This is a genomic window from Pseudomonas sp. GW460-12-10-14-TSB1 (assembly GCF_017349775.1).
In the GTDB taxonomy this organism is placed as follows: domain Bacteria; phylum Pseudomonadota; class Gammaproteobacteria; order Pseudomonadales; family Pseudomonadaceae; genus Aquipseudomonas; species Aquipseudomonas piscium.
Map to the genome: position 1 here is coordinate 1 of NZ_JACNAC010000099.1, position 11,267 is coordinate 11,267.

Consider the following 11,267-nt stretch of genomic DNA (forward strand, 5'->3'; position numbering starts at 1 on the left):
AATCGATGAGTATGGGAAGACATGGCACTACTGAGTGAGTACGAACAACGGCAGGTCGCCGAGGCGATCGCCCGGGTCGAACAGCAGACCGATGCCGAACTGGTCACCGTGCTGGCCGCCCGCGCCGACGACTACGCCTATATCCCCTTGCTCTGGGCCAGCCTGCTGGCGCTGATCGTGCCGGGCGTGGTGCATTACGCCACCGGCTGGATGAGCATGCACCTGTTGCTGCTGGTGCAGTGGGCGACCTTTATCCTGCTCTGCCTGGTGTTCCGCATTCCACGGATCACCACCCGCCTGATCCCGCGCTCGGTACGCCACTGGCGCGCCTCGAACCTGGCCCGCCGCCAGTTTCTCGAACAGAACCTGCACCATACCGTCGGCAGCACCGGGATGCTGATCTTCGTCTGCGAAGCAGAGCGCTATGTGGAGATCCTGGTGGACGAGGGCATTTCCAAGCGCCTCGACGACAAGACCTGGGACGCCATCGTCCAGGCCTTCACCCAGCAGGTGAAACAGGGGCAGACCCTGCAAGGTTTCATCAACTGCATCGAGGCCTGCGGCGAACTGCTCAAGGTGCATGTGCCGGTGACCCACGTGCGCAACGAGCTGCCCAACCGGCTGGTGGTCCTGGCCTGATTTTCTGTAGCCGCTGCCGAAGGCTGCGATCGACCGAAAGGCCGTGGCGTTCTCAAGATCGCTGGAGGTCCTGCTGACCTTACGCAGCCTTCGGCAGCGGCTACAGGAGGCCCACTCCCGCAGAATCTGCACCGCCGGGTAAATAACTCCGTGCCCCGGCGGGCCATCCCCCCTAAAATACCCGCCATTCCCCGATTCACACCCCGCATCGCCCGAGGCGTCTTTTACATGTCTGCAACCGCAACCCCCGCCAGCCTTGCGCCGGATCATCACGCCCAGTTTCTCGAACTGCTGGAAACCAGTCTGGCGCAGAACGCCTTTATCAAACTGGTGCTGGCCAAGCATGTGGGGGCCGAGGCGGATTTGCAGCGGCTGATCATCAAGCAACTGACGGTCAAGGAGCAGCCGTGCCTGTCCTTCGTCTACCGCTACAAGACCCGCGACATCACCAAGAACTTCCCCCTCGGCGAAGGTGTGGCGCTGATCGCCGGGCTGCTGCCGGTGTCGTTCAAGAACGCGCACCTGCTGTCGCTCACCGATGAAGTGCAGCTCGAATACAGCAAGAAGGGCAAAAGCTCGCTGTTCAAGGGCAAGGCCCAGCAGCAGCGCGAAGTGCCGTCCGCCGAGCACAACCGCGAGAAGAACCGCTACCTGGAACTGAGCCGGCCCTTCCTCACCGACCTGGGGGTGACCAACAAGCAGCACGAGCTGATCCCGGCGATGTCGCGCAAGTGGAAGCAGATCAACAAGTTCATCGAGGTCTTCAGCCATGCGCTGAGTTCATCGCCGATCGACCTGCAACAGCCGGTGCGAGTGGCGGACTTCGGCTCTGGCAAGGGCTACCTGACCTTCGCCATCCACGACTACCTGTGCAACACCTTGCAGGCGCAAGGGCAAGTGACCGGCGTCGAGCTGCGCGAAGACATGGTGACCCTGTGCAACACCGCGGCGGCGCGCCTGGACCATCAGGGCCTGGAGTTCAAATGCGGCGACGTGCGCAGCGTGGCGCCGAGCGAGCTGGACGTGATGATTGCCCTGCATGCCTGCGATATCGCCACTGACTATGCGATCCACACCGGCATTCGTTCCGGCGCGTCGATCATCATGTGCTCGCCGTGCTGCCACAAGCAGATCCGCCCGCAGATGCAGAGCCCGGTGCTGCTCAAGCCGATGCTGCAATACGGCCTGCACCTGGGCCAGCAGGCGGAGATGGTCACCGACAGCCTGCGCGCGCTGTTCCTCGAAGCCTGCGGCTACGAGACCAAGGTCTTCGAATTCATCTCCCTGGAACACACCAACAAGAACAAGATGATCCTCGCGGTCAAACGCGCGGAACCCCAGGACCCGACCCAACTGCTGGCGAAGATCGGCGAGCTCAAGGCCTTCTATCACATCAGCGAGCACTGCCTGGAAACCCTGCTGCGGGCCGACGGCTACCTGAGCTGACCTCGCTCCTGTAGCCGCTGCCGCAGGCTGCGCTCGGCACCGCAGGGGCCGCAAAACCAGGCGACGCGCTACATCTGACAGGGCCGGGATACCGCCCTTGCGCCGGCTACGCCGTCGATCGCAGCCTGCGGCAGCGGCTACAGTCTTGCGGTGGCCAGCGGCGCCGGGTGTACAGCGGTCTTGCGCCCCAGCATCACGGTAAGGATCACGCCGACGGCGAACAGCCAGGTGACCGGTTCCACCTGCTCGCCGAAGAACAGCGCCGAGAAGGCGATGGTGAAGAAGATCTGCAGCAGCTGGATCTGGCTGACCCGGGCGATGCCGCCCATGGCCAGCCCGGCGTACCAGGCAAAAAAGCCGATGAACTGCGAGAACAGCGCCACGTAGCCGAAGGCCCACCAGGTCTTCGCCGAGACCGCGCCCTGATGCTGCGCCGCCAGGTACCACACCGGGCCGATCAACAGCGGCGTCGACAGCACCAGCGCCCAGCAGATCACCTGCCAGCCGCCCATCTCCCTGGCCAGCCGGCCACCTTCGGCATAACCCAGCCCGCCGACCGCGATCGCCCCGAGCATCAGCAAGTCGCCGCCCTGGATACTGCCGGCGCCGCTGATCAGCGCGTAGCCCAGGACCAGGGCGCTGCCCAGCGCGGCACAGCCCCAGAAGGCTTTCGACGGCCGCTCATGGGACAGCCACGCCGCGTACAGCGCCACGCACAGGGGTTGCAGGCCATTGACCAGCGCGCCGTGGGACGCCGGCAGGGTCTGCATGGCCCAGGCCGACAGCACCGGAAAGCCCAGGATCACCCCGGCGATCACCAGGCTCAGGCCCTTGACCTGATGCCAGGTCGGCCACTTTTCCCGCCGCCAGAGCAACAGCAGCGCCGCCGGGATCGCCGCGAACAGCGCCCGTCCCAGGCCGTTGAGCAGTGGGTGAAGTTCCTGCACCACGATGCGGGTGAAGGGCAGGGTCAGGCTGAAAATGACCACGCCGAGCAGGCCCAGGGCCATGCCGGTGTTTTCGCGGGAAGACATGATGACAACCGTTTTTTATAGGGAAGGGCAGGTGCGTTATCTAGCCATAAACCCGCCTTAGCCCCCTGTTACAGCTGTACGCAGAGTTGTCCGTACAGTTCGCCTCCCCCGGGGCGGCGGGGGCATGCTTTTCCGTAGGAGCGAGGCTTGCCCGCGATGAACGATAACTCGGTGTGCCAGGCAATCCGCGGTGCCTTTATCGCGGGCAAGCCTCGCTCCTACAGGTGTTATGGATTGTGCTTCTTTGTAGGAGCGAAGCTTGCTCGCGATAAACGATAACGCGATGTGTCAGGTAATCCGCGCTGCCTTGATCGCGGGCAAGCGGCCGGGGTGTTTAGGCGTTTCCGGGATGGGGCGTAGTACCGGGTTATTACCCGGCCTCGCGGATAAGGACTACCTTGAACATTCCTGTTTTCCCTTGAAGAGGAGTCATCTCCATGGCCGCGAAAAAAATCCTTATGCTGGTCGGCGATTACGTCGAGGACTACGAAGTGATGGTGCCGTTCCAGGCGCTGCTGATGGTCGGCCACACCGTGCATGCGGTGTGCCCGGACAAAAAGGCCGGCCAGACCGTGCGCACCGCGATCCACGACTTCGAAGGCGACCAGACCTACAGCGAAAAACCGGGCCATCAGTTCGCCCTGAACTTCGACTTCGCCAAGGTCGAGGCCGTCGATTACGACGCGCTGCTGATCCCTGGCGGGCGTGCCCCGGAGTACCTGCGGCTGAACGAAAAAGTCCTGCAACTGGTGCAGGCCTTCGACCAGGCTGGCAAGCCGATCGCCGCCGTCTGCCACGGCGCCCAGCTGCTGGCCGCGGCGGGCATTCTCGAAGGCCGCGAGTGCAGCGCCTATCCGGCCTGCGCCCCGGAAGTGCGCCTGGCCGGCGGGACCTACATCGATATCCCGGTGACGGACAGCCACGTTCAAGGCAATCTGGCGACTGCCCCGGCCTGGCCGGCGCACCCCAGCTGGCTGGCCGGTTTCCTCGGCCTGCTGGGCACCAAGATCACGCTGTAAGCGGATGACTCGCCGGCGCTGCTTTCCTTCCCGTCAGGAAGCAGCGCCATCGTCCTACCTCCAACAGGGGAGCGCCCACCATGTGCGAGCTCTACGTCAAAGCCGACCCGATCCTCTATGAGTCCCGCTCGCGCTCGCTGCGCATCTGCGGGGTGGTCACCACCCTGCGCCTGGAGAACCAGTTCTGGGACATCCTCAGCGAAATCGCCGAGGTCGATGGCATGACCACCAACCAGCTGATCGCCAAGCTCTACGAAGAAGTGATGGATTACCGCGGTGAGGTGGTGAATTTCGCCTCGTTCCTGCGGGTCAGCTGCACCCGCTACCTGAGCCAGCGCCGCAGCGCCACGCCGGAACTCAGCGTGGTGCGCAGCGCCACCAAATAACCCCGTGGTCCTGTAGCCGCTGCCGAGCCCCGGCGAGGCTGCGATCGGGGCGCAGCCCCGCAAAACCTGGCGACGCGGTATGTCTGATGTGTGGTGTTGTCTGGTTTAGCGCCCGCTGCGCGGTCGATCGCAGCCTCGCTGGGGCTCGGCAGCGGCTACAGCCGAGTCAGTTGGGTCAGTCGGCGGGGCGCGTGCCATCGAGCAGTGCATCCACCACCGCCCGGGCCATTTCCACCGAATGCACCATGGACCAGATCAGCCCGCGCTCGATGCCGCTGGCACGTTCGGTGATTTCATCGGAAACCTCCTCGGCGCATTTGAGCAGCAGGGAAACGTGCATCAGCGCGTCTTCGGCATTGACGCCGGGCTGCACGGCGAACAGCGGGTTGTGCTGGCCATCGCGCAGGCCAAAGGGACGGCGGCGAGTGGCTTGCAAGGTGGCGATCAGGCTGGCGTTGGCGCGATCCAGTTCCGGGTTGCGCAGTTTACGAGGGGATTGCAGGGGGGGATCGGGGACGAGCTTTTTCATGAGGTTGATCTCTTCAGTCGTTTAAGGAACCGCCGGATCTCACTTCCACATGAGAAGGTGGCAGCCGTACGCAGGTGTGGAAGACCGGGACTGAAGAGCCGGCGCACCCGAGGGTGCCCCACGTACAGCCGCCATAAAACGACTTCACCAGCACCGAAAGTTACTGATGTTCGTATTGAGACGAATTGCACGCTCTTCAGAACCAGACTTCCACATCCGGGCCGCTGATTTTGCAGCGACCCAGGCAGACTGCCCGATCAATCTGAGGGGTACAAGGCGCTCAAAGGCGTTGGGGATTTTCTAGGAAATACCTTACAAAACAAAGCGAAACCTCTTCACTGCTCAGCAGCATCTCCCTGACAAACACCACCTGTAGCCGCTGCTGCAGGCTGCGATAGGTCCGCAGGACCTCCGGCTTCTGTAGGAGCCAGGCTTGCCGGCGATGCAGGCAATGCGTTGTGTCTGGTGCACCGCTATCGCGAGCAAGCTTCGCTCCTACAGGTCTGCGATCGACCCGAAGGGGCGCGCGCGGTGATCTTGCGATCGTCTGAGGTCCTGCAGACCTATCGCAGCCTGCGGCAGCGGCTACAGGGTTCAGCTGATTTTGCTGAGGAACCCCGGCAGTTCCGGTTCCGGCAGTACCGACAGCACTTTGAGGCGTTGCAGCATGCGCTGGCGGGCCCGCTGCAGGTGTTCCCTGAGGTTCAGGGCGGCGGCGTCGAAGGCGCCGTGCAGCAGCAGTTCGAGGATCAGCCGGTGCTCGGCGAGCATTGCCGGGTCGGCACCGATGCCCAGCAGGCGGTAGAAGATCCGGTTGATGATCATCGGGCTCTGGGCCTGGCGGATCAGCGCCGCCATCTTGCGATTCTGCAGTCCCCCCAGACATTGCTGGTGAAGGTCTTCCTCTAGGCGTTCCAGGGCCTCCAGGCCACAGTGCTCGGCCTGCTGGGCCTGGGTCACCCGTTCCAGCATCTGTTCCAGCAGTTCGCGGCCCAGGCCCGGGGCGCTCTGGCGCAGGGCCTCGGGCTCCAGGCAGGCGCGCAGTTCGTAGTCTTCGGTGACTTCCCGGGCGGTCAGCGGCCCGGCCAGCCACTGTGAGTAGGGTTCCTTTTCCACCAGGCCGCGATCGCGCAGGCGCATCAACGCTTCACGGACCACCGCGCGGCTGACGCCGTAGTGCTCGGCGGCGGCCTGTTCGTCGAGGCGGAAGTGGCCGAAGGCGATGCAGGTGGAGAGGGCGCCGCCAAGTTCCTCGTAGATCCGTTCCCCCAGGGGCCGGGTGTCCACTAGTTCTTCATCGCTGGCCAGCCCCAGGTGGGCATGGCTCAGGGGCAGGCGCAGCGGTTCGATCTCCAGGCCCTGGGGGTTGATCAGGTAGCCGCGGCCGTCAAAACGGCTGATCAGGCCTTCGCCGTGCAACAGGTCGAGGGCCTTGCGCACCGGCACCCTGCTGGTGCCAAACAGTTCCGCCAGTGGCGCTTCCAACAGCACCAGGCCCTGCAGGGCGGTGCCCTGGAGGATGGCGTCGCGCAAGACCTGACGGATCATGGCGTAGCGCGATGCGGTACGCGGGTCCTCTGCTGACACTGCTTTCATTGGTTTCTCTGGGGCTGGGCGGCGATGGCCGGGGATTCTCTCACAGTTGCCGAGTGTCACTGAGTGCCACATTTTGCTGCCCCGTCCTGGGGCCACCTTTGGTGGGGTGTTACCTTTCTGCACTAAAATGTACTTTTTAATAAAAGATACATTATTTCATTAAAGGATTCTTTGCCGAGGATTTTCTCCGCCGGTCTCCGAGTGGCTTCTGCCAGCAACCCTCTCTGGCTCGGTATTCCAGGTGCATTTCCGGGTTTCCTGGGCTGATGGCGAAGTTCTCGCTGTCTTGAAGTGGCACGGAACCTGCTCCAGTTAAAATGTACATTTTAATATTTAGTACATTTTATGATTTTGCGGAGTGAGCCATGCATCCTGATTCGCTGAACGATGCTACGGCCCTGGCCGAAGCCTTTGCCCTGGGCCGCACCGATCCGGTCCAGGTCCTGGAGCAGGCCCTGGAGTTGGCCGAGGCGACGCCCCATGTGTTCATTTCCCTGTGCCCGGCCCGGGCTCGGCGCGAGGCTGAGGCGGCTGCCGCCCGTTGGCGGGACGGCCAGCCGCTGAGCCTGTTCGACGGCGTGCCCCTGGCCTGGAAGGACCTGTTCGACGTGGCTGGCACCATTACCACCGCCGCCGCCCAGGTGCGCCGCGATGCGCCGCCGGCCAACGTGGATGCGCCCAGCGTGCGGCAGTTGTGCCGTGCCGGGCTGGTCAGCCTGGGCAAGACCAACCTCAGCGAGTTCGCCTATTCCGGCCTCGGCCTGAACCCGCACTTCGGCACTCCGATCAATCCCCACAGCGATGCCCAGCCACGGATTCCCGGTGGCTCCTCGGCAGGCTCGGCGGTGGCGGTGGCGGCCGGTATCGTGCCTATCGCCATGGGCACCGATACTGCCGGCTCGATCCGCATTCCCGCCGCCTTCAACGGCCTGGTGGGCTATCGCGCCACGTCCCGGCGCTATGACCGCGACGGCGTGTTTCCCCTGGCCCACAGCCTCGACAGCCTCGGGCCGCTGACCCGCAGCGTGCGCGATGCCTGGGTAGTCGACGGCTTGCTGCGCGGCGGCGATCCACGGCAATTGCCGCTGCCGCGCCCCCTCGCCGGGCAACGCTTCTGGGTCGATCTACAAGTGCTGGACGACCGCCATACCGAAGTGGCGGTGCGGGCCAATCTGCTGGTCGCCATCGAACGTCTGCAACTGGCCGGGGCGGTGGTAGTGCAACGGCCCTTGCACGGCCTGCAGGTCACCCTGCAACTGATCCAGGAACAGGGCTGGCTCGGTGCCGCCGAAGCCTTCGCCCTGCACCAGCCATTGCTCGACAGCGAGTACGCCGAGCAGCTTGATCCGCGGGTGCGTCGGCGCCTGGAAAACGCCCGGCAGATGCCCGCCAGCCAACTGCTGCGGCTGTACGAGGCGCGGCGCCAGTTGCAGCAACAAGTGCAGGACGAACTGGATGGCGCGCTACTGATCACGCCCACCGTGGCTCATGTGGCGCCGCCCCTGGCGCCGCTTGAAAACGACGACGAGCTCTTCGCTCGCACCAACCTCGCGACCCTGCGTCTGACCATGCCCGGCAGTTTCCTCGATATGCCCGGCGTGGCCTTGCCCAGCGGCCGCGATGCCCAGGGCCTGCCCACGGGACTGCTGCTGAGCCTGCCCCAGGGCGAGGACACGCAGTTGCTGGCCACGGCCCTGGCGGTGGAAGCGGCGCTGCGCCGCTGAGCCCCACAACCCTTTTCCAACAACAAGCAAACACTGGAGGCCGCTCATGGCTAAAGAAATTCTCTGTGCATTTGGTGTCGATGTGGACGCGGTGGCTGGTTGGCTCGGCTCCTACGGCGGCGAGGATTCCCCGGACGACATCTCCCGCGGCCTGTTCGCCGGGGAAGTCGGCGCGCCGCGCCTGCTCAAGCTGTTCGAGCGCTATGGCCTGCGCACCACCTGGTTCATCCCCGGCCACTCCATGGAGACCTTTCCCGAGCAGATGAAAGCCGTGGCCGAGGCCGGGCATGAGATCGGCGTGCATGGCTACAGCCACGAAAACCCCATCGCCATGACCCCGGAGCAGGAAGAGATCGTCCTCGACAAATCCATCGAGCTGATCACCCAGGTCACCGGCAAGCGTCCCACCGGCTACGTCGCGCCCTGGTGGGAATTCAGCAAGGTGACCAACGAGCTGCTGCTGAAAAAGGGCATCAAGTACGACCACAGCCTGATGCACAACGACTTCCATCCCTACTACGTGCGGGTCGGCGACAGTTGGACCAAGATCGACTACAGCCAGCACCCTGACACCTGGATGAAACCCCTGGTGCGCGGCCAGGAAACCGACCTGGTGGAGATCCCGGCCAACTGGTACCTGGACGACCTGCCGCCGATGATGTTCATCAAGAAAGCGCCCAACAGCCACGGTTTTGTCAACCCGCGTCACCTGGAAGAAATGTGGCGCGACCAGTTCGACTGGGTCTACCGCGAGCATGAGCACGCGGTGTTCACCATGACCATCCACCCCGACGTCTCCGGCCGCCCGCAAGTGCTGCTGATGCTCGAGCGCCTGATCGAACACATCCAGGGCCATGCCGGCGTGCGCTTCGTCACTTTCGACGAGATCGCCGACGACTTTATCCGCCGCAACCCCCGCAACCCCCGCAACCGCTGATCCCGGCCACTTCATCGAGGCGTGATTGATGTCTATCTATAACAAGCTCGACCTGACTGGCTGGAAACCCCAGCAGCTGACCTCGGACCAAGTGCGCTTCGCCACCTGGATCGCCTTCTTCGCCTGGGTCTTCGCGGTGTACGACTTCATTCTGTTCGGCACCCTGTTGCCAGAGATCGGCCGGCACTTCGGCTGGGGCGAGGTGGAGCAGGCAGAGATCGCCACCTGGGTGGCGGTGGGCACGGCGGTGGTGGCCCTGGCCATCGGCCCGCTGGTGGATCGGCTGGGACGGCGCATGGGCATTATCTTCACCGTCAGCGGCTCGGCCATCTGTTCGGCGCTGACCGCCATCGGCGGCGCCTGGGGCAAGTCGCCGCTGATCCTGATCCGCTCCCTGGGCGGCCTGGGCTATGCCGAGGAAACGGTGAACGCCACTTACCTCAGCGAGCTGTACGCGGCTTCCGATGACCCGCAATTGGCCAAGCGCCGGGGCTTCATCTACAGCCTGGTGCAGGGCGGCTGGCCGGTGGGGGCGCTGATCGCCGCGGGCCTGACCGCGGTGTTGCTGCCGGTCATTGGCTGGCAGGGCTGCTTCATCTTCGCCGCGATCCCAGCCATCGTGGTCGCAGTCATGGCCCGCAAGCTCAAGGAGAGCCCGCAGTTCCAGATCCACCAGCGCATCCACCAATTGCGCAAGAGCGGGTCGGTCAGCGAGGCCCAGGCCGTTGCCGCTACCTACGGCGTGGACTACGACGAGCACAGCAAGGCCGGCCTGGCCGCGGCCTTCCGTGGCCCGGCGCGGCGCGCGACCCTGGTGATCGGCGCGGCGATCTTGCTCAACTGGGCGGCGATCCAGGTGTTCAGCGTGCTCGGCACGTCGGTGATCGTCAGCGTGCATCGCATCTCCTTCGAGAACTCGCTGATCATCCTGGTGCTGTCCAACCTGGTGGGCTACTGCGGCTACCTGTGCCACGGCTGGATGGGCGACAAGATCGGCCGGCGCAATGTCATCGGCCTGGGCTGGATGCTCGGCGGCCTATCGTTCGCCGGGATGCTCTATGGCCCGAGCAACATGCCGATGGTGGTGGGGCTGTACAGCCTGGGCCTGTTCTTCCTGATCGGCCCGTACTCGGCGGCGCTGTTCTTCATTAGTGAAAGCTTCCCCACCAGCATCCGCGCCACCGGCGGCGCGATCATCCACGCCATGGGTCCGATCGGCGCAGTGGTGGCGGGCTTCGGCGCGACCCAGGTGCTGTCGGCCGGTGGCGACTGGCAGACCTCGGCGCTGTATTTCGGCGCGCTGCCCTGCTTCCTCTCCGGCGCGCTGATGTTCGCCGCGCGCCATGTGCGTCCTGAATCCGTTCAATAAGGAAAGTTACCCATGACTTCGAAAGTCGCCTTGATCACCGGTGCCGCCAGCGGCATCGGCCAGGCCCTGGCCGTGGCCTATGCACGCCACGGTGTGGCGGTGGTTGGCGGGTATTTCCCCGCCGACCCCCATGACCCGCAAGCCACCCGTGACCTGGTGGCGGCAGCGGGTGGCCAGTGCCTGATGCTGCCATTGGATGTCACCGACAGTGCTTCGGTGGACGCGCTGGCGGAGCAAGCCGTGGCGCACTTTGGGCGCCTCGATTACGCGGTGGCCAATGCCGGCCTGCTGCGCCGTGCCCCCCTGCTGGAAATGACCGACGCGGCCTGGAACGCCATGCTCGATGTCGATCTGACCGGGGTTATGCGTACCTTCCGTTCGGCGGTGAAACACATGGGCGAGGGCGGCGCCCTGGTGGCGATCTCCTCGATTGCCGGTGGTGTCTACGGCTGGCAGGAGCATGCTCATTACGCCGCGGCCAAGGCCGGGGTGCCGGGGTTGTGCCGCTCGCTGGCGGTGGAACTGGCAGGGCGCGGCATTCGCTGCAACGCGGTGATCCCGGGGTTGATCGAGACCCCGCAATCCCTC

11 protein-coding genes are annotated in these 11,267 nt (G+C 64.5%); 8 read left to right on the forward strand and 3 right to left on the reverse strand.

The window, feature by feature from the left end; genetic code table 11:
* The first annotated feature begins 21 nt into the window (after nucleotides 1-21).
* Both J4D52_RS29815 and J4D52_RS29820 read left to right on the forward strand, forming a co-directional pair.
* The gene (locus tag J4D52_RS29815) at nucleotides 22-639 is read left to right on the forward strand and encodes a TPM domain-containing protein (protein ID WP_025806785.1); all 618 of its coding nucleotides are present in this window, start codon (nucleotides 22-24) and stop codon (nucleotides 637-639) included.
* 228 nt (nucleotides 640-867) lie between these two features.
* Nucleotides 868-2,085: an SAM-dependent methyltransferase gene (locus tag J4D52_RS29820; RefSeq protein WP_063428785.1), complete on the forward strand. Its 1,218-nt coding sequence runs from the start codon at nucleotides 868-870 to the stop codon at nucleotides 2,083-2,085.
* Nucleotides 2,086-2,222: 137 nt separating this feature from the next.
* Here J4D52_RS29820 and J4D52_RS29825 read toward each other — a convergent pair whose 3' ends face one another.
* On the reverse strand, nucleotides 2,223-3,119 hold the full coding sequence (locus tag J4D52_RS29825) for a DMT family transporter (protein ID WP_063428786.1): 897 nt from the start codon (nucleotides 3,117-3,119) through the stop codon (nucleotides 2,223-2,225).
* Between the two features lie 437 nt (nucleotides 3,120-3,556).
* Between J4D52_RS29825 and J4D52_RS29830 the strand changes: the two genes are divergently transcribed.
* Together J4D52_RS29830 and J4D52_RS29835 are read left to right on the forward strand one after the other, a co-directional pair.
* Nucleotides 3,557-4,138: a DJ-1/PfpI family protein gene (locus J4D52_RS29830; RefSeq protein ID WP_063428788.1), complete on the forward strand. Its 582-nt coding sequence runs from the start codon at nucleotides 3,557-3,559 to the stop codon at nucleotides 4,136-4,138.
* An 80-nt stretch (nucleotides 4,139-4,218) separates the two neighbouring features.
* Nucleotides 4,219-4,524, forward strand: coding sequence for a ribbon-helix-helix domain-containing protein (locus tag J4D52_RS29835; RefSeq protein ID WP_009042529.1), 306 nt, complete (start codon nucleotides 4,219-4,221; stop codon nucleotides 4,522-4,524).
* Between the two features lie 175 nt (nucleotides 4,525-4,699).
* Here the strand turns inward: J4D52_RS29835 and J4D52_RS29840 are convergent, their stop codons facing one another.
* Together J4D52_RS29840 and J4D52_RS29845 are read right to left on the reverse strand one after the other, a co-directional pair.
* Nucleotides 4,700-5,053: a DUF6124 family protein gene (locus tag J4D52_RS29840; protein ID WP_063428789.1), complete on the reverse strand. Its 354-nt coding sequence runs from the start codon at nucleotides 5,051-5,053 to the stop codon at nucleotides 4,700-4,702.
* A gap of 594 nt (nucleotides 5,054-5,647) precedes the next feature.
* Nucleotides 5,648-6,649, reverse strand: coding sequence for a GntR family transcriptional regulator (locus J4D52_RS29845; protein WP_025804408.1), 1,002 nt, complete (start codon nucleotides 6,647-6,649; stop codon nucleotides 5,648-5,650).
* Between the two features lie 365 nt (nucleotides 6,650-7,014).
* Here J4D52_RS29845 and J4D52_RS29850 point away from each other — a divergent pair, with 365 nt between their 5' ends.
* From J4D52_RS29850 to J4D52_RS29865, 4 genes are all read left to right on the forward strand, one after another.
* A complete protein-coding gene (locus tag J4D52_RS29850) occupies nucleotides 7,015-8,373 on the forward strand; it encodes an amidase (RefSeq protein ID WP_102678193.1) in 1,359 nt (452 codons plus the stop codon).
* 46 nt (nucleotides 8,374-8,419) lie between these two features.
* Nucleotides 8,420-9,310 (forward strand): polysaccharide deacetylase, encoded by an 891-nt coding sequence (locus tag J4D52_RS29855; RefSeq protein WP_102678194.1) that lies wholly within the window; start codon nucleotides 8,420-8,422, stop codon nucleotides 9,308-9,310.
* A gap of 28 nt (nucleotides 9,311-9,338) precedes the next feature.
* On the forward strand, nucleotides 9,339-10,679 hold the full coding sequence (locus J4D52_RS29860; RefSeq protein ID WP_102678195.1) for an MFS transporter: 1,341 nt from the start codon (nucleotides 9,339-9,341) through the stop codon (nucleotides 10,677-10,679).
* A 12-nt stretch (nucleotides 10,680-10,691) separates the two neighbouring features.
* On the forward strand, nucleotides 10,692-11,267 hold a 576-nt coding region (locus J4D52_RS29865), incomplete at its 3' end, for an SDR family NAD(P)-dependent oxidoreductase (RefSeq protein ID WP_207272218.1).

What these genes read in the sequence shown, in the direction of transcription:
- J4D52_RS29815 (WP_025806785.1), top strand. Translation starts at nt 22, where the DNA reads ATGGCACTACTGAGTGAGTACGAACAACGGCAGGTCGCCGAGGCGATC.
- J4D52_RS29820 (WP_063428785.1), top strand. Translation starts at nt 868, where the DNA reads ATGTCTGCAACCGCAACCCCCGCCAGCCTTGCGCCGGATCATCACGCC.
- J4D52_RS29825 (WP_063428786.1), bottom strand. Translation starts at nt 3,119, where the DNA reads ATGTCTTCCCGCGAAAACACCGGCATGGCCCTGGGCCTGCTCGGCGTG.
- J4D52_RS29830 (WP_063428788.1), top strand. Translation starts at nt 3,557, where the DNA reads ATGGCCGCGAAAAAAATCCTTATGCTGGTCGGCGATTACGTCGAGGAC.
- J4D52_RS29835 (WP_009042529.1), top strand. Translation starts at nt 4,219, where the DNA reads ATGTGCGAGCTCTACGTCAAAGCCGACCCGATCCTCTATGAGTCCCGC.
- J4D52_RS29840 (WP_063428789.1), bottom strand. Translation starts at nt 5,053, where the DNA reads ATGAAAAAGCTCGTCCCCGATCCCCCCCTGCAATCCCCTCGTAAACTG.
- J4D52_RS29845 (WP_025804408.1), bottom strand. Translation starts at nt 6,649, where the DNA reads ATGAAAGCAGTGTCAGCAGAGGACCCGCGTACCGCATCGCGCTACGCC.
- J4D52_RS29850 (WP_102678193.1), top strand. Translation starts at nt 7,015, where the DNA reads ATGCATCCTGATTCGCTGAACGATGCTACGGCCCTGGCCGAAGCCTTT.
- J4D52_RS29855 (WP_102678194.1), top strand. Translation starts at nt 8,420, where the DNA reads ATGGCTAAAGAAATTCTCTGTGCATTTGGTGTCGATGTGGACGCGGTG.
- J4D52_RS29860 (WP_102678195.1), top strand. Translation starts at nt 9,339, where the DNA reads ATGTCTATCTATAACAAGCTCGACCTGACTGGCTGGAAACCCCAGCAG.